Genomic DNA, 15,720 nt, shown 5'->3' on the forward strand with positions numbered 1-15,720 from the left:
AGGCATGACATCGGTTCCGCGCGCATGGGTAGATCGGATGCACTTCTTTATCTGCACGCAACCCGCTGTTTTGATGGATTTTCTGTCATCAATTAAAGCTGAACAGTGGTCTAAAGTCTGTGAAATGCTCAGGTTTTTATAGCGGAAAAAATAACGTCAACCTCTAGAATGATCCGCCCATGCCCTTGATCTACCTTATCCTCCTACCTTTCGCAGGCAGCCTTCTGGCTGCCTTATTGCCTGCAAATGCGCGCAATACGGAATCCACACTTGCAGGTGTCATTGCGCTGATATGCGCGATTCAGGTAGGGATGCTGTTCCCGGAAATGGCCGATGGAGCGGTGCTCAGGCAGGAGGTGTCCTGGCTGCCCGCGCTGGGCCTGAATCTGGTGATTCGCATGGACGGGTTTGCCTGGTTGTTCTCCATGCTGGTCTTCGGCATTGGTGCACTGGTGGTGCTTTATGCGCGCTACTACATGTCGCCCGCTGATCCGGTTCCGCGCTTTTTCTCGTTTTTTCTGGCTTTCATGGGGGCCATGGCGGGGGTGGTGCTCTCGGGAAACATCATTCAGCTGGTGTTTTTCTGGGAACTGACCAGTCTTTTCTCCTTCCTGCTGATCGGCTACTGGTATCACCGCAAGGATGCGCGCCGGGGCGCGCGCATGGCCTTGACGGTCACGGGCACGGGCGGGCTGGCCATGCTGGTGGGCATGCTGGTGCTGGGTCATATCGTGGGCAGCTATGACCTCGACAATGTACTGGCGGCAGGCCAGCAGATTCGCGACAGCCACCTCTATCTGCTGGCATTGGTGCTGATCTTGCTTGGTGCACTCACCAAAAGTGCTCAATTTCCGTTCCAGTTCTGGCTGCCCAATGCCATGGCAGCACCGACGCCCGTGTCGGCCTATCTGCACTCGGCCACCATGGTCAAGGCTGGTGTATTTCTGCTGGCGCGGTTGTGGCCGGTGCTGGCGGACACCGATGCATGGTTCTGGCTGGTCGGTGGCGCCGGTGCCATGACGCTGCTGATTGGCGGCTATTGCGCGATGTTCCAGCACGATCTCAAGGGTTTGCTGGCTTATTCAACGATCTCGCATCTGGGGCTGATTACCTTGCTGCTGGGCCTGAACAGCAAGCTGGCTGCCGTGGCCGCAGTTTTTCACATCATGAATCACGCGACCTTCAAGGCTTCGCTGTTCATGGCGGCGGGCATTGTGGACCATGAAAGCGGCACGCGGGACATCCGGCGCCTGTCGGGTTTGCGCTTCATGATGCCGATCACGGCCACGCTGGCCTGTGTGGCCAGTGCCGCCATGGCCGGCGTGCCGCTGCTCAACGGATTCATCTCCAAGGAAATGTTCTTTGCCGAGACCGTCTATCTGGACGCAGCTCCCTGGGTCAAGACCGTGCTGCCGGTGGTGGCGACGGTGGCCGGCATGTTCAGCGTGGCCTATTCGCTGCGCTTCACGTTCGATGTCTTCTTTGGTCCCCAGGCCGACGATTTGCCGCACGAGCCCCACGAGCCGCCGCACTGGATGCGTGTGCCCGTGGAGTTGCTGGTGCTGGCCTGCCTGATCGTGGGCATCTTCCCGGCCTGGGCGGTGGGCGGTTTTCTCGCGGTGGCCGCAACGCCTGTCGTGGGCGGCGACTTGCCGGAGTACAGCCTGGCCATCTGGCATGGCTGGAATATGCCGCTCATCATGAGCCTGGTGGCACTGGCCGGCGGTATCGTGCTCTACACCATGCTGCGCTGGCAGCGCACGGTCGGGCACTTCGACACCACGCCCGTGCTGGGCCGTGTCAGCGGTCGCAGGATCTTCGAGAATCTGCTGGCCCGCATCACCTGGCTGGGCCGGGCGGGGCGCCGCAATCTCTCCACGCGCCGCCTGCAGTGGCAGATGCTGTGGCTGGTCTGCGTCGCCCTGGTCGCAGCGGCCCTGCCTCTATGGCTATGGGGCATGAAGCTGGGTGACCGCGGCACTTTGCCGGTGTCTTCGGCTTTTGTCCTGCTCTGGGCGATTGGCTGTCTGTGCGCGCTGGGAACGGCCTGGAAAGCCAAGTACCACCGGATGACCGCGTTGATCATGCTGGGCGGCACGGGGCTGTGCACGGTGCTGACCTTCCTCTGGTTCTCGGCGCCCGATCTGGCGCTGACCCAACTGGTGGTGGAAGTTGCCACCACGGTGCTGATCCTGCTGGGGCTGCGCTGGCTGCCCAAGCGGGACAAGAACATGCGTACCGCCGACAACGCCGATGCGCGGGCCAAGGCACGCCGCCTGCGCGATCTGGTGCTGTCGCTGATTGCCGGTGGCGGCATGGCCTGGCTGGCCTTTGCCATGATGAGCCGGCCCTTCTACGAAAGCACCTCCACCTTCTTCCTCGAAAACGCGCTGGGCGGCGGTGGCGGCACCAATGTGGTCAATGTGACGCTGGTGGACTTCCGTGGCTTCGACACCTTTGGCGAGATCGTGGTGCTGGGCATCGTGGCCGTCGTCATCTATGCGCTGCTGCGCCGCTTCCGTCCGGCGCGCGAGGCCATGGACATTCCGGAGCAGCAGCGCTATGTGCCCGGCGATTTGCAGACCGATTTGCTCAACCCGCGCAATGCCAGCGATACGGCGGTGGGCTACCTCATGGTGCCAGCCGTGCTGGTGCGGCTGCTGCTGCCGTTCGCAACGCTGGTGGCCGCCTATATCTTCGTGCGCGGACACAACCAGCCGGGTGGCGGTTTCGTGGCCGGGCTGGTGTTCTCGGTCGCCTTGCTGATGCAGTACATCATCTCGGGCACGCATTGGGTGGAGGCGCATCTGCCGCTGTATCCGCGCCGCTGGATTGCCGCAGGCCTGCTGTTTGCGCTGGGCACGGGCCTGGGCTCGGTGGCCGTGGGCTACCCCTTCCTGACCAGCCACAGCTTTGACTTTTCGCTGCCCTTGGTGGGACATGTGCATCTCGCCAGCGCCACCTTCTTCGATATCGGCGTGTTTGCGCTGGTGGTGGGCTCCACCATGCTGATCCTGACGGCGATTGCCCACCAATCGGTACGCGGACACCGCTTCCATGCGCGCTTGCTGGAAGAGCAGGAACAAGAGGCCAAGAAGGCCGAGGCCGAGGTGCAGGCGGCCACGGCCGCGGCGCTGGCAAGGGGAGGTATGTAATGGAAATCGTTCTGGCCATTGCCATCGGTGTGCTCACCGGTTCGGGCGTCTGGCTGCTGCTGCGTCCGCGCAGCTACCAGGTCATCATGGGGTTGGCGTTGCTGTCGTATGCCGTCAACCTGTTCATCTTCTCGATGGGGCGTCAAGGCCTCTCGATCAACAAGGTGCCGGTGCTGCAAAACGGTGTGCCCACCGATTTGTCGCACTATGCCGACCCCATGCCGCAGGCGCTGGTGCTGACCGCCATCGTCATCGGCTTTGCCATGACGGCGCTGTTCCTGGTCGTGCTGCTGGCGTCGCGAGGCGCTTCCGGCAATGACCATGTGGATGGCGCGCACTCGCGAACCGAACAGGAAATGCTATGAGCGAGTGGATTGAGCGTCTGATGCCGCACCTGATGCTGGCCCCCATCATGCTGCCCATGCTGACGGCAGCGCTGATGCTGTTCTTGCGCGAGGAGCGCCAGCGCCTGAAGCTGGGCATGAACATCCTCTCCACCACGATCAGCCTGGTGATCGTGGTCATGCTGCTGAGCTGGACCAATCAGGCGGGCTCGGCCGTCACCATGTCGGTCTACATGCCAGGCAACTGGCCTGCGCCCTTCGGCATTGCGCTGGCGCTGGACCGGCTCACGGCCCTGATGCTGCTGGTCACCTATGTGGTGGCACTGGCCGCGCTGGTGTTCTCTGCGGCGCGCTGGCACAAGGCCGGGGTGCACTTTCACCCCCTGTTCCAGCTGCAGCTGATGGGGCTCAGCGGCGCCTTCATCACGGCGGACCTGTTCAATCTGTTTGTGTTCTTCGAGATCATGCTGGCAGCCTCTTACGGTCTGCTGCTGCATGGCTCCGGCAGCACGCGTATTCAGGCCGGTCTTCACTATATCGCCATCAATCTGGCAGCGTCTTCGCTGTTCCTGATCGGCGTGTCCATGCTCTATGGCATTACCGGCACGCTCAATATGGCGGATCTGGCCCGTGCCATTCCGCTGGTGCAGGATGCCGACCGCGGCCTGCTGCATGCGGCGGCAGGCGTGCTGGGCACGGCCTTTCTGATCAAGGCGGCGCTGTGGCCGCTGAACTTCTGGCTGGTGCCTGGCTACAGCGCGGCGACTGCGCCCGTGGGCGCCCTGTTTGCGCTCATGACCAAGGTGGGGGTCTATGTCATCTTGCGCCTGTGGACCTTGCTGTTCAGCTCGGAAGCCGGGGCATCGGCCCTGTTTGGCAGCACCTGGCTGATCGTGGGCGGCATGCTGACCATGGCTTTTGGTGCCATCGGCATGCTGGGCTCGCAGCGGCTGACCCATCTGGCGGGCTTTGCGGCGATTCTTTCGTCCGGCACCCTGCTGGCCGCGACAGGCTTCGGGCAGAACCTGCTGACGGCCGGACTGCTGTATTACCTGCCGGGCTCCACGCTGGCCGTGGCCTCCCTGTTCCTGATCGCCGATGTCGTGGATCGCTGGCGCGTGGATGACGATGCAGGCGAGCCCTACGAGGATGATGAGGCACCATTCCTGAATGCCGAGCTGCTGCCGACCGAGGGCTTCAACCTCGACGATGACGAAGAGCTCATGATCGGCAGGGCCTTCCCGGCGGCAGCGGCTTTTCTGGGCCTGAGCTTCATGGCCTGTACCTTGCTGATCTCGGGCCTGCCGCCGCTGTCGGGCTTTCTCGGCAAGTTCGCCATGCTGACCAGCCTGCTCAATCCGCTGGGCATGGGCACCTCCAGTGGCGTGAAGGCCGGCCCGCTTGGCTGGAGCATGGTGGCCCTGCTCATCATCACCGGCCTGATGGCACTGATTGCGCTCACGCGCGCCGGCATCCGGCATTTCTGGGCCAACCCGGAGCAGAGCGCTCCCTCGCTCAAGGTGGCCGAAGGCCTGCCCATCGCTGCGCTGCTGCTGTGCTGCATGGTGTTGACAGTCAAGGCCGATGACGTGATGCGCTACACCCAGCGGGCGGCCAATGCACTGCATTCGCCCGATGTCTATGTGCGCACCGTCATGGGCCTGGCTCCCGTGCCAGCGCCCAAGGAGAAGAAGGCTCAGGAAGCTGCAGGCCCCGAGGCGGCAGCGCGTGCGGCTGCGCTGGAAATGCAGGCCGAGCTCCTGCCCGGTATCGGCGATGAACGCGAAGCCGAGCAGAACGCCGTGACCCAGACCACGGCTTCGGTTCAGAAGGAGGAGAGCCGCCCATGAGAAACATCATGAAGTCCATCTTCCCGGCACCGCTGCTGTCGATCGCGCTACTGGTGCTGTGGCTGCTGCTCAACCGCTCGGTCAGTGCCGGCCAGATTCTGCTGGGCCTGATCCTGGGCCTGCTGATCCCCGTGCTGCTGCGCGGCCTGCGCCCCTTGCCGGTGCGGGTCAGCCATCCGCTGAGCATTCTCAAGCTGGCCTTTCGGGTGGTCTGCGACACCTCGATCTCCAACTTCAACGTGGTGCGCTTTCTGTTGTTGCCGCGCATGCGCAAGCACCCGGCGGCCTTTGTCCCGATTCCGCTGGACCTGCGCGACCCCAACGGGCTGGCGGTGCTGGCCATGATCGTCTGTCTGACGCCGGGCACGTCCTGGGCCGAGATTTCGCGTGACCGCTCCATGCTGCTGCTGCATGCGCTGGAAGTGGAGGATGCCAAGAAGCTGGCCGACTTTGTGAAGTCCCGCTACGAAAGCCTGCTGATGGAGATTTTTGAATGAACCCCTGGTTTTATTGGGTGCTGATGGCATCTCTGGTCATGCTGCTGGCGGCCATGGGCTGTTCGGTGCTGCGCCTTCTCAAGGGGCCGCATGCACAGGACCGCGTGCTGGCGCTGGACTGCATGTATCTCAACGGCATGCTGGCCATGCTGGTCATGGGAATTCTCTATGACAGCACCAACTACTTCGAGGCGGCCTTGCTGGTGGCCTTGTTCGGCTGCGTGGGCTCCACGGCCATGGCCAAGTTCCTGCTGCGCGGCGAGGTGATCGAATGAGTACCGAGGTCATTGGCGTGGATCTGCCGCTGTGGGCCCAGATCCTGGTGGCGGCCCTGGTGTTCGGCGGCTCCCTGATTGCGCTCATGGGCTCCGTGGGCTTGCTGCGTCTCAAGAGCTATTTCGAGCGCGTGCATGCGCCCTCCATCATTGCCACCATGGGCTGCTGGCTCATCATGCATGCCACCTGGATCTACTTTTCCGTCAGTGGCCAGGGCTTTGTCATGCACTCGGTGCTGATTGCCATCTTCATCGCCGTGACCGTGCCCATCACCACCATCTTCCTCATGCGTGCGGCGCTGTTCCGCTCGCGCCGTGCAGGGGAGAGTGTGCCGCCCACGCTCAGCAATCTGGTGCGCAACGAACCCCTGGACGAGGAAGAGGCCGCCGAGGCCGATGAGAAGCCTGTGGCGAATAAAGCCTGAAATCCTGTCGTCCAAACATTTCAGGGCCGCCGTCTTGCGCTAGATTGGCGGCCATGCTCAATATTTTCGCCATCTGCATCGGTGCCTGTCTTGGCGCCCTGTCGCGCTGGGGGCTGGGACTGTGGCTGAGCGCAGGCGCCAGTCTGCCCTGGGGCACCCTGGCCGCCAATCTGATCGGCGGCTATCTGATCGGTGTCTTCATCGCGCTGTTTCAGGCCATGCCCCAGCTGGATCCGGCCTGGAAACTGGCCATCATCACCGGCTTCCTCGGAGCCCTGACCACGTTTTCCAGCTATTCGGCCGAGGTCATCGGCCTGCTGCAACAGCAACGTCTGGCTGCCGCTCTAGGCTGGACCAGCGTGCACCTGGTCGGCTCACTGTTCATGACCTACATGGGCATGCTCAGCTGGAGCATCTGGTTCAGCCGTTAGGCTGGCAGACCATTTGCCACTATTGAGGCAAACTGCTTCAGCGTTTAGAGGCGAAATACTCTCCTGGGCTATAGCTTTGTGAGCGTATAGTGCAAGCATCATCTGCACTACAGGTGCATTTGAGCTTGAAGTACTTGACGGATGGGCGGTCAGCGCTACGAAATCTTTAGGGATGGCTGTAGCCCGTACCACTCAGCATTCTAAGAACCGAGGGTCCATGCAAATTTCATCTCCCCTGTCCGATACCGATCTGGCCAATGCCTGGGCCGAGCTGCACAACCAGGCCCATAACGGCAAAGAGCTGGAACCTCAATCCAACCGCCTTGCATTCGCCGATCCGGAGTTCATGTTCCGCCGTGAAACGCGTGGCATCCGCATGCAGCTGGAAATGCTCAAGCCCGATCTGACCCAGATCGAGCGCGGCATCGAGCACACGGTGGTTGTCTATGGCAGCGCGCGCTTTGTCGATATGGATCAGGCGCGCGAGCAGCTTGCGCAAGCCAAGGCCAGCGGCGATACCCAGCGCATGGCGCTGGCCGAGCGCGGCATGCGCAACGCCGAGCGTTATGAGGCGGCACGTGCCTTTGCACGCATCGTGGCGACCGAAGGCATGAAGCAGGCGCCCAGCGAGCGCTTCTACATCTGCACCGGCGGCGGCCCCGGAATCATGGAGGCCGCCAACCGCGGCGCCCATGATGCAGGTGCGCCCAATGTGGGGCTGAACATCTATCTGCCGCACGAGCAGCATGGCAACCCCTACATCACGCCGGGGCTGAGCTTCAAGTTCCACTACTTTGCGCTGCGCAAAATGCATTTCATGATGCGTGCCAAGGCGCTGGTGGCCTTCCCTGGCGGCTTCGGCACCATGGACGAGCTGTTTGAAGTGCTGACGCTGGTGCAGACCCACAAGAGCAAGCCCGTGCCCGTGATCCTGTTCGGCACGGAGTTCTGGAAGCGGGTGCTGAACTTCGACGTGCTGGTGGAGGAGGGCACCATTTCCGCCAAGGATCTGAACCTGTTCCGCTACACCGATGATCCGGCCGAGGCCTGGTCCTTCATCCAGCAGTTCTATCAGACCGGCTGGAACAACGGATAAGCGTTCCCACCACCTCCCCGAACCGCCAGAAGGTTTTCCTCTGGCGGTTTTTTATTGCGCATCAATGCATGGCCGATAGCTTCTGCGGAGTCAGCGCTCGGCCCTGGTTCGGCCTATAGGCCATGCAGCGATTGCTCGGCCAGTTGCTGGGCCCGCGCGATCGAAATGCCTTCGTGCTGGTCGATGACCAGTGCATCGCTCTCGTTGTCGCCGCGGTGCAGCACCACGCGCGGGCGTGTGCCGTCGGCCTGGATATGCACATCGGCCGGGCGTGACTTCTGCGTGGGGTAGACGGCAATCAGATTGGACAGCCAGCCAAAGAAAATCGGGTCTTCGGGCGGCTTGTCGAAGGAGTCCAGATAGCGGTGAAAGCTGGCCTCGCTGGCCGACACCCAGATGCCCCAGAGAAAGGGCTCGTCCAGGCTATGGATCGGCACTTCCAGAATGGCACGCACATAGTATTGCGTGCCTTCGGGATGGCTGATGACGCAGAGCTCGTCGCTCAGCTCGGCCCATGCCTCGCGTTCTTGCTCGCTCAGGCGTCGGTAAGGTGCAGGGGCATCGAAAGCAAAGCTCGGCGATCCTTCGTGAATCTCATCGCATTTGCTGCATTGGTAGGCAAAGATGGCGGCCATGGTGTGAGCTTTCAGCGTTTGTGAAATACCAGCGTGCGATTGTTGGCCGGCATGGCCTGGTCGAGCTGCAGCTCCATGCCGTGTTCTGCGGCCAGCGCCACGATGGCTTCAAAATCGCGCAGGCCGCTGCGTGCATCGCGCTGGCGCAGCCAGGCGTCGAAGGCGCGGTTGCTGTCGCTGGTGAAACGACCGCCATAGTTGAACGGACCATAGACGGCAAACACGCCGCCCACGGGAAGATGTGAGCCCACCAGCTCGAACATGCGCTGCACCAGCGGCCAGGCCACGATATGGCAGGTGTTGCTGGTGTAGACGGCATCGAAGTCGGATGAGTCCGCGGTTATCGGCCAGGCATCGGTCGCCAGGTCGAACTCCAGCGGCGCACGCAGATTGGGAGCGCCTTGGACGGCGTGCCAGGCCCGGATGCCTGCATGACCGTCGGCCAGGTCACTGGTCTGCCAGAGCAGCTGCGGCAGGCGCGGTGCGAAGTACACGCTATGCTGGCCTGTGCCGGAGCCTATCTCAAGCACATGCCGGCAGTGCTGGAAGGCGGATTGCAGCACCTCGAAGATTGCAGCCTGATTGTTCTCGCAGGCCTGGGAAAAAGGCAGTTGCGGTGCTGTCGATGAAGAGTTGGAGGTCATAAGGGACTCGGCGGGCAGACACAGGAAATGGTGCAGGCATCTTCCCCCGAAATGCCAAGTCCGCGCAGCGCGACGGCCTTCACGGCTTGAAGCGCAGCCTGATCTCGGGTCGAACGTTCAAGCTGCCGATTTTCCAGCTGTACGAGCCCAGGCCCAGCGTGGGTGTGGAGCTGGCGTTTTGCGAGAGTACCTCGGCATTGCCGGGCAGGCTGACCTTCAGGTTGCCATGCATGGTGATGCCCAGTTGCGCAAAGTCTCTCTTTTCCTTGTCCTTGAGCGGCTTGGCGGCAATCGTCATCACGCCGTTCCTGTCGGTCTGTACGGTGAACAGGTCCAGCAATCGCAGGCCTTCGCCGGGCTTGCGCTGGCCGGCAATCTCCAGCGCATAGCGGGCATTGCCGTTGTAGACGGCTTTCCGGACCTCGGGCTCGCGGCTCAGTTGCTGCGCTTGCTCAGCCAGCTCGCGGTGGTCTTTCTCGCTCAGCACGCCCTGTTTTCTGAGCTTCATCACGGCCAGGGCATTCACCACCGTGCCGTCAAAGCGGTAGCTGTAGCTGCCGTCTGGCTGTACTTCCACACTGGCAGAGAATCGCTCGGGCACCAGGCAGGCGCTCAGCAAGGCGGCGAGGGCGGCGGCCGTCGACAGCGCCAAAAGCTTGTGCATGAAGACTCCTTTCGAGCGGCATCGCGGCATTCCGGAGTGCGGATGCCTGAGTCATCGTAGAACAAACAGGAATCACGCCAATAGGGGCTGCCATCAAGACGGTATGGAGTCCTCTCGCAAGACTATTCAAAAAGAGGAGCTTCAATCGCTTGCTGTATAAGGGATACAAGCCATTTTTGTTTTCGATTGGCTTGGCCGAGGGCAGGCTCTCACTTGGTTTTGGATTTGGATTCGGCTTTGAGCTGGCTGATCGCTTCCTGAAAGCCCTGCAGATACTTGGAGCGCGTCTGCTCGGCCAGGGCAGGCCACTGCGCAGCTGGCAGGCTCAGCGATTCCAGCGTCAGCCTGGCGGCCAGTTGCGGGTCCCGCGAGGCCTGTACCGCCTGCATGCCGTGCAGATTGATCCAGTGCGGATCGTAGGCGTGGGGCGTGCGGCGATCCCAGTCCACGACTTTGGCAATCAACTCCTGAGCCTTGTCCAGATCCTGAAACAGATAGCGGTTGATGGGGGCTCCATAGCTCTGGTTCATCACATCGACTGCTTGCCTGGCGGTCACGTCTGCACAGCGATTGGCGTCGAAGCGGGCACGCAGCTGGCCGGCGTAGTACCAGAAGGCTGCCTCGTCGCGCTGGCCTGCCTTGAACAGCGCCTGCGACAGGACGTAGAACACCGGAGGCTGAAAGCGCTCGGGTGCGGCGCGTACGCGCTCCAGCACGGCTTGTTGCTGCTGAGGCGTACCCTGAGACAGCAGGCGAAGTGCTTCCTGCCCCAGTCTGGTGTCGATCTGCGCATACACCCCCTGGGGGGGTAGTACCGGAGTCGAAGGGGAGGGCAGTGGCTTGGGCGCAGCCGATGGCTGCTGAGTCTGTGCGGAAGCAAAGCCCGAGAGCGCCACCAGCGCTCCGGTCACCATCTTTGCTGCGACATGGCTCATGCTGAACTCCTTGTGCTTGCGTTGCAAATCATTCCGGACGGTGTCAGACAAATACCCACTCTGTCGCCTATCTTAAATAGCAAGCGTGTTATTGGTGTCTCGTATTTACCAAGAAGTGTTGATTTCAAGGAAAACCAGGCATGGCCTATCGCTCTGAGGCCGGCATGCAGCGCTGGCTGAAACTGGCGTATCAGTCCCTGGCATTGAAGGCGCTGTGATAACTCACTTCACCCTGGGGCGGCGGACCTGCGAAAGACAGGGCCTGAAAGTACTCGGCAGGCACTCCAGGCAGCACCAGGCCCGGCACCGCCCGAAAGCCGAAACGCCGGTAGTAGCCTGGGTCACCGAGCAGCACGCATCCCTGCGCGGACTGCGCCCGCAGAGCGCTGATGGCCGCCTGCATCAAGGCGCTGCCTATGCCTTGCTGCTGCTTTTCAGGAAGTACGGAGATCGGGCCCAGGCCAAACCAGTGCTGGCTGCCATCGCTGATGGTGACGGGGGAGACGGCGACATGCCCGACGATCAGTCCGTCTATCTCCGCGACCAGAGACAAGGCAAGAGCCCCGGCCGCACGCAGTGCACGCACGATGAACTGCTCGGTGTGGTCGGAGTGCGGTGCGTGCCTGAAGGCGAGGATCGTCACCTGCTCTATGGCCTCGGCATCGGTGGGGAGTTCTGCTCGGATTTGCATGGCTTGGAATGGGTTCACAAAAATTCTGCCTCGACTATGCCGCAAACAGAGAAAGAGCCGGGGAAACGGCCAATGGCCCTGCTGCAGCCGCTGTCCAGGCGATCGGACATGAAAAAACCGCCCGAAGGCGGTTCTTCAAGGCAGGGCCTGACGGGTGATTACACGCCGGCCACTTCAATGCCCTTGAATTCCCCGGTCGCGATCTTTTCCTTCCAGATGGCGGGGCCGGTGATGTGGGCGCTGGTGCCGCCGGCATCCACGGCCACGGTCACAGGCATGTCGACCACGTCGAATTCATAGATGGCTTCCATGCCCAGGTCTTCGAAGCCAACGACCTTGGCCTGCTTGATGGCCTTGGAAACCAGGTAGGCGGCGCCGCCCACGGCCATCAGATAGGCACTCTTGTGCTTCTTGATGGCTTCGATGGCGACGGGGCCGCGCTCGGACTTGCCGATCATCGAGATCAGGCCGGTCTGCGACAGCATCATGTCGGTGAACTTGTCCATGCGGGTGGCCGTGGTGGGGCCTGCAGGGCCAACCACTTCGTCGCGCACGGGGTCCACGGGACCGACGTAGTAGATCACTCGGTTGGTGAAGTCCACGGGCAGCTTTTCGCCCTTGGCCAGCATGTCCTGGATGCGCTTGTGGGCCGCATCACGGCCGGTCAGCATCTTGCCGTTGAGCAGCAGGGTGTCGCCGGGCTTCCAGCTGGCCACTTCCGCGGGGGTCAGCGTGTTCAGGTCGACCTTCTTGGACTTGTTGTAGTCGGGGTGCCAGTCGATCTTGGGCCAGGTGTCCAGCGAAGGGGCATCCAGGTATACGGGGCCGGAGCCGTCCATCACAAAATGGGCGTGGCGGGTGGCGGCGCAGTTGGGGATCATGGCCACGGGCTTGGAGGCCGCGTGCGTGGGGTACATATTGATCTTGACGTCCAGCACCGTGGTCAGTCCGCCCAGGCCTTGGGCGCCAATGCCCAGGGCGTTGATCTTCTCGAACAGCTCCAGACGCAGCTTTTCCACGTCGTCGAGCTCTGCACCGCTGGCAGCTTTCTGCTGCAGCTCGTACATGTTCAGGTCTTCCATCAGGCTTTCCTTGGCCAGCAGCACAGCCTTCTCGGCCGTGCCGCCGATGCCGATGCCCAGCATGCCTGGAGGGCACCAGCCGGCGCCCATGGTGGGGACGGTCTTCAGAACCCAGTCCACCAGGTCATCGCTGGGGTTCATCATGATCATCTTGGACTTGTTCTCGGAGCCGCCACCCTTGGCAGCCACGGTCACGTCCACCTTGTCGCCGGGCACGATCTGCACATTGATCACGGCGGGGGTGTTGTCCTTGGTGTTCTTGCGCTTGAAGTGGGGGTCGGCCACGACCGAGGCACGCAGCGTGTTGTCGGGGTGGTTGTAGCCGCGGCGCACGCCTTCGTTGATGGCGTCTTCCAGGCCCATGGTGAAGCCTTCCCATTTGACGTCCATGCCCACTTTCAGGAACACGTTGACGATACCGGTGTCCTGACAGATGGGGCGCTGGCCGGTGGCCGCCATCTTGGAGTTGGTCAGGATCTGAGCCATCGCATCCTTGGCCGCAGGGCTTTGCTCGCGCTCATAGGCGCGGGCCAGATGCTGGATGAAATCCGGCGTGTGGTAGTAACTGATGTACTGCAGGGCACCTGCGATCGAATCGATCAGGTCCTGCTGGCGGATGGAGGTCGTCATCGTGAAGCTTCTCGGGGGTTGCAATCTGTACGCGTGGGGCGCGCACGGTAAACCCATCGATTATCGGCCCAGACGACAAATCTTGCAGCCATAACCCACCAGTCTTATATATGACTTGCGGGCGTTTTGCAGTGCTCAGCCGGCCAGCGATCCGAGGATGGACGCCGAGAAGTCGGCCTGGCCTGCGCGCTGATCGCCTCTGGCCCAGGCCAGCAGGCTGTCCGCCGGCATGGGGCGCGCATAGAAATAGCCCTGCAGCTCATCGCATTGCATGTCGATCAGAATGTCCCGCTGACCCGCGGTTTCCACACCTTCGGCCACCACGCGCAGGCCCAGGGCATGGGCCAGGCGCACGACGGCATGGACCACGGCGCGGGCATCTTCCTCGGTTTCCAGGTCGCGGATGAAGCTGCGGTCGATCTTCAGCTGCTGGGCAGGCAGCTGACGCAGATAGTTGAGGCTGGAATAGCCGGTGCCAAAGTCATCGATCGAGAGAAAGATGCCGATATCGCGCAACTCTTCAATTGCGCGCTGTGTGGCCTGGGTGTCTTCCATGGCCACGGACTCGGTGATCTCGCACAGCAGCTGGCTGGCCTGGACATCGTGGCGCAGCAGCGTCTGGGTGATGCGATCTGCCAGGCCGCTTTCGCGCAGTTGGTGCACGGAAAGATTGATCGCCACCCGCATCTGCAGTCCCATGTTGCGCCACAGGGCCAGCTGGCGGCAGGCTTCCTCGATGACCCAGTTGCCCAGGCTGTTGATGATGCCGAAGCGCTCGGCCAGGGGGATGAAGATGTCCGGGGCAATCATGCCGCGTTCGGGGTGGGCCCAGCGCAGCAGCGCCTCGACCCCGATGATGTTGCCGCGCTCGCCGTCGATCTTGGGCTGGTAGTGCAGCTCCATCTGGCCGCGCTGAATCGCGTTGCGCAAATCGTTTTGCAGTTCCAGCTGCTCGGAGGCGTCGCTGCCCATATGCGGCTCGAACACGGCGAAGCCGTTGCCGCCATTGCGTTTGGCGGCATACATGGCCGCATCGGCGTTGGCGATCAGGTGGTCGCGGTCGCCATGGTCGGGAAAGGCCACGATGCCGATGGAGCAGGTGATCTGCAGCTCCTTGTTGCCAAGCTGGAATGGCTGGCTCAGGGCCTTGAGAATGCGATTGGCCACGGCCATGCAGGCGGCCACATCCTGGGTGTCTTCCAGCAGCACCAGGAATTCATCCCCGCCGACCCGGGCCACGGTGTCGCTGCTGCGGGCTTCCGCCATGAGGCGCTCGGCCGCGCTGACGAGGATCTGGTCGCCTGCGGCATGACCGAAGGAGTCGTTGATAGGCTTGAAACCGTCCAGATCCACGAACAGAATGCCAAGCCTCTCCTTGGTGCGCGAGCGGTTGGCGCGCTCCAGGCGCAGCAGGGCATGGATGAGGCGATCCTCGAACAGCAGCCGGTTGGGCAGATTGGTCAGCGGATCGGCAAAGGCGCGCTGGCGCAGCTCGGTATTGGCTAGCTGCAGCTTGGCATTGGTTTCCTGCAGTGACTGGTTGAGCTTGAAGGCCGTGCTTTGCAGGCGCGCATCGAGCAAGGTGCTGAACAGCGCGGCAATCAGCAGCATGACCGTGGTAATGATGATGATGGTGGTGAGCTCGGGGCCGCTCAGCGCTTCCGCACTCAGGCAGACCGATCCGCTGGCAAAGCTGGCGGCCGACATTCCGGTGTAGTGCATGCCGCAGATGGCAAAGCCCATGACCAGTGCCGCCAAAGACTGGAACAGCCACAGTTGCTTGCCGGAGAGCGAGAACAGTGCACGAAACAGATTCAGCGCCGTGGCCGAGGACAGTACCGCGATCAGGGCGGAGGCCGTCACCAGGGACCAGTCCCAGGCAATCGGAATGGACATCTCGATGGCCAGCATACCCAGGTAGTGCATGGCGCAGATGCCGCCGCCCATGAGCAGCGAAGCCGCGAGAAAATGAGGCCAGCGGTATTCGGCCCTGGTCGCCACGCCGAAGGCCAGCGCCGAGGCTGCGACGGCTGCGGCCCAGGACGCCAGCGTCAGGGCACCGCTGTAGCCGAGGGTGATGGGCAACTCGAACGCCTGCATGCCGATGAAGTGCATGGCCCAGACTCCCGTGCCCATCACCATGGCGCCGATAGCCCACCAGATACGTCCGATCCTGCCTGAAGCCATGCGCATGCGACGAGCCAGGCCCAGCGTCACAAAGGAGGCAAACACCGCGATGACGATGGAGACACACACCATCATCGCGCTGTAGCTTGATGTCATGAAGGTGTTGGCGACAGGGGCGGAGAGATCAGTGAACATTGATGTGGCGGTCCAGCAAGGCCGGTCGGATTCTTTGTCCGATA

15 protein-coding genes are annotated in these 15,720 nt (G+C 62.2%); 8 read left to right on the top strand and 7 right to left on the bottom strand.

What is annotated here, in order from left to right:
* Positions 1–179: 179 nt before the first annotated feature.
* The 8 genes from DJFAAGMI_RS00885 to DJFAAGMI_RS00920 all read left to right on the top strand — a co-directional run bounded on the left by DJFAAGMI_RS00885 (position 180) and on the right by DJFAAGMI_RS00920 (position 8,073).
* Positions 180–3,155 (top strand): monovalent cation/H+ antiporter subunit A, encoded by a 2,976-nt coding sequence (locus DJFAAGMI_RS00885; RefSeq protein ID WP_211455603.1) that lies wholly within the window; start codon positions 180–182, stop codon positions 3,153–3,155.
* The gene (locus DJFAAGMI_RS00890) at positions 3,155–3,520 is read left to right on the top strand and encodes a Na+/H+ antiporter subunit C (RefSeq protein WP_003057261.1); all 366 of its coding nucleotides are present in this window, start codon (positions 3,155–3,157) and stop codon (positions 3,518–3,520) included. The genes DJFAAGMI_RS00885 and DJFAAGMI_RS00890 overlap by 1 nt, the downstream gene beginning before the upstream one ends.
* The gene (locus DJFAAGMI_RS00895) at positions 3,517–5,349 is read left to right on the top strand and encodes a monovalent cation/H+ antiporter subunit D (RefSeq protein WP_043005734.1); all 1,833 of its coding nucleotides are present in this window, start codon (positions 3,517–3,519) and stop codon (positions 5,347–5,349) included. The genes DJFAAGMI_RS00890 and DJFAAGMI_RS00895 overlap by 4 nt, the downstream gene beginning before the upstream one ends.
* Positions 5,346–5,846, top strand: a complete 501-nt coding sequence (locus tag DJFAAGMI_RS00900) for a Na+/H+ antiporter subunit E (RefSeq protein ID WP_043005733.1) — start codon at positions 5,346–5,348, stop codon at positions 5,844–5,846. The genes DJFAAGMI_RS00895 and DJFAAGMI_RS00900 overlap by 4 nt, the downstream gene beginning before the upstream one ends.
* A complete protein-coding gene (locus DJFAAGMI_RS00905; RefSeq protein ID WP_003057255.1) occupies positions 5,843–6,121 on the top strand; it encodes a K+/H+ antiporter subunit F in 279 nt (92 codons plus the stop codon). The genes DJFAAGMI_RS00900 and DJFAAGMI_RS00905 overlap by 4 nt, the downstream gene beginning before the upstream one ends.
* Positions 6,118–6,546 (top strand): monovalent cation/H(+) antiporter subunit G, encoded by a 429-nt coding sequence (gene mnhG, locus DJFAAGMI_RS00910; RefSeq protein ID WP_043005732.1) that lies wholly within the window; start codon positions 6,118–6,120, stop codon positions 6,544–6,546. Before DJFAAGMI_RS00905 ends, mnhG begins: the two co-directional genes overlap by 4 nt.
* A 53-nt stretch (positions 6,547–6,599) precedes the next feature.
* Entirely contained in the window at positions 6,600–6,977 is a 378-nt protein-coding gene (gene crcB / locus DJFAAGMI_RS00915; RefSeq protein WP_043005880.1) for a fluoride efflux transporter CrcB, read from the top strand.
* Positions 6,978–7,194: 217 nt separating this feature from the next.
* The gene (locus tag DJFAAGMI_RS00920) at positions 7,195–8,073 is read left to right on the top strand and encodes an LOG family protein (protein ID WP_167009657.1); all 879 of its coding nucleotides are present in this window, start codon (positions 7,195–7,197) and stop codon (positions 8,071–8,073) included.
* A 113-nt stretch (positions 8,074–8,186) separates the two neighbouring features.
* Here the strand turns inward: DJFAAGMI_RS00920 and DJFAAGMI_RS00925 are convergent, their stop codons facing one another.
* From DJFAAGMI_RS00925 to DJFAAGMI_RS00955, 7 genes are all read right to left on the bottom strand, one after another.
* Positions 8,187–8,708: a DUF2199 domain-containing protein gene (locus DJFAAGMI_RS00925; RefSeq protein ID WP_211455604.1), complete on the bottom strand. Its 522-nt coding sequence runs from the start codon at positions 8,706–8,708 to the stop codon at positions 8,187–8,189.
* An 11-nt stretch (positions 8,709–8,719) separates the two neighbouring features.
* Positions 8,720–9,352, bottom strand: a complete 633-nt coding sequence (locus DJFAAGMI_RS00930) for a DUF938 domain-containing protein (protein WP_211455605.1) — start codon at positions 9,350–9,352, stop codon at positions 8,720–8,722.
* 79 nt (positions 9,353–9,431) lie between these two features.
* Positions 9,432–10,016 carry a hypothetical protein gene (locus DJFAAGMI_RS00935; protein ID WP_043005727.1) on the bottom strand — a complete coding sequence of 195 codons (585 nt, stop codon included), beginning with the start codon at positions 10,014–10,016 and terminating at the stop codon, positions 9,432–9,434.
* A gap of 209 nt (positions 10,017–10,225) precedes the next feature.
* Positions 10,226–10,951 carry a hypothetical protein gene (locus DJFAAGMI_RS00940; protein WP_211455606.1) on the bottom strand — a complete coding sequence of 242 codons (726 nt, stop codon included), beginning with the start codon at positions 10,949–10,951 and terminating at the stop codon, positions 10,226–10,228.
* 190 nt (positions 10,952–11,141) lie between these two features.
* Positions 11,142–11,642 carry a GNAT family N-acetyltransferase gene (locus tag DJFAAGMI_RS00945; RefSeq protein ID WP_211455607.1) on the bottom strand — a complete coding sequence of 167 codons (501 nt, stop codon included), beginning with the start codon at positions 11,640–11,642 and terminating at the stop codon, positions 11,142–11,144.
* A gap of 158 nt (positions 11,643–11,800) precedes the next feature.
* A complete protein-coding gene (locus tag DJFAAGMI_RS00950; protein ID WP_211455608.1) occupies positions 11,801–13,354 on the bottom strand; it encodes a fumarate hydratase in 1,554 nt (517 codons plus the stop codon).
* 135 nt (positions 13,355–13,489) lie between these two features.
* Positions 13,490–15,676, bottom strand: a complete 2,187-nt coding sequence (locus tag DJFAAGMI_RS00955) for a putative bifunctional diguanylate cyclase/phosphodiesterase (RefSeq protein ID WP_249333678.1) — start codon at positions 15,674–15,676, stop codon at positions 13,490–13,492.
* Positions 15,677–15,720: the final 44 nt, after the last annotated feature.

The sequence above is a fragment of the Comamonas brasiliensis genome, assembly GCF_018292285.1.
GTDB classification, from domain to species: domain Bacteria; phylum Pseudomonadota; class Gammaproteobacteria; order Burkholderiales; family Burkholderiaceae_C; genus Comamonas; species Comamonas brasiliensis.

Excerpts from the sequence above, each read along its gene's own strand:
- DJFAAGMI_RS00885 (WP_211455603.1), top strand. The coding sequence starts at position 180 with ATGCCCTTGATCTACCTTATCCTCCTACCTTTCGCAGGCAGCCTTCTG.
- DJFAAGMI_RS00890 (WP_003057261.1), top strand. The coding sequence starts at position 3,155 with ATGGAAATCGTTCTGGCCATTGCCATCGGTGTGCTCACCGGTTCGGGC.
- DJFAAGMI_RS00895 (WP_043005734.1), top strand. The coding sequence starts at position 3,517 with ATGAGCGAGTGGATTGAGCGTCTGATGCCGCACCTGATGCTGGCCCCC.
- DJFAAGMI_RS00900 (WP_043005733.1), top strand. The coding sequence starts at position 5,346 with ATGAGAAACATCATGAAGTCCATCTTCCCGGCACCGCTGCTGTCGATC.
- DJFAAGMI_RS00905 (WP_003057255.1), top strand. The coding sequence starts at position 5,843 with ATGAACCCCTGGTTTTATTGGGTGCTGATGGCATCTCTGGTCATGCTG.
- mnhG (WP_043005732.1), top strand. The coding sequence starts at position 6,118 with ATGAGTACCGAGGTCATTGGCGTGGATCTGCCGCTGTGGGCCCAGATC.
- crcB (WP_043005880.1), top strand. The coding sequence starts at position 6,600 with ATGCTCAATATTTTCGCCATCTGCATCGGTGCCTGTCTTGGCGCCCTG.
- DJFAAGMI_RS00920 (WP_167009657.1), top strand. The coding sequence starts at position 7,195 with ATGCAAATTTCATCTCCCCTGTCCGATACCGATCTGGCCAATGCCTGG.
- DJFAAGMI_RS00925 (WP_211455604.1), bottom strand. The coding sequence starts at position 8,708 with ATGGCCGCCATCTTTGCCTACCAATGCAGCAAATGCGATGAGATTCAC.
- DJFAAGMI_RS00930 (WP_211455605.1), bottom strand. The coding sequence starts at position 9,352 with ATGACCTCCAACTCTTCATCGACAGCACCGCAACTGCCTTTTTCCCAG.
- DJFAAGMI_RS00935 (WP_043005727.1), bottom strand. The coding sequence starts at position 10,016 with ATGCACAAGCTTTTGGCGCTGTCGACGGCCGCCGCCCTCGCCGCCTTG.
- DJFAAGMI_RS00940 (WP_211455606.1), bottom strand. The coding sequence starts at position 10,951 with ATGAGCCATGTCGCAGCAAAGATGGTGACCGGAGCGCTGGTGGCGCTC.
- DJFAAGMI_RS00945 (WP_211455607.1), bottom strand. The coding sequence starts at position 11,642 with ATGCAAATCCGAGCAGAACTCCCCACCGATGCCGAGGCCATAGAGCAG.
- DJFAAGMI_RS00950 (WP_211455608.1), bottom strand. The coding sequence starts at position 13,354 with ATGACGACCTCCATCCGCCAGCAGGACCTGATCGATTCGATCGCAGGT.
- DJFAAGMI_RS00955 (WP_249333678.1), bottom strand. The coding sequence starts at position 15,676 with ATGTTCACTGATCTCTCCGCCCCTGTCGCCAACACCTTCATGACATCA.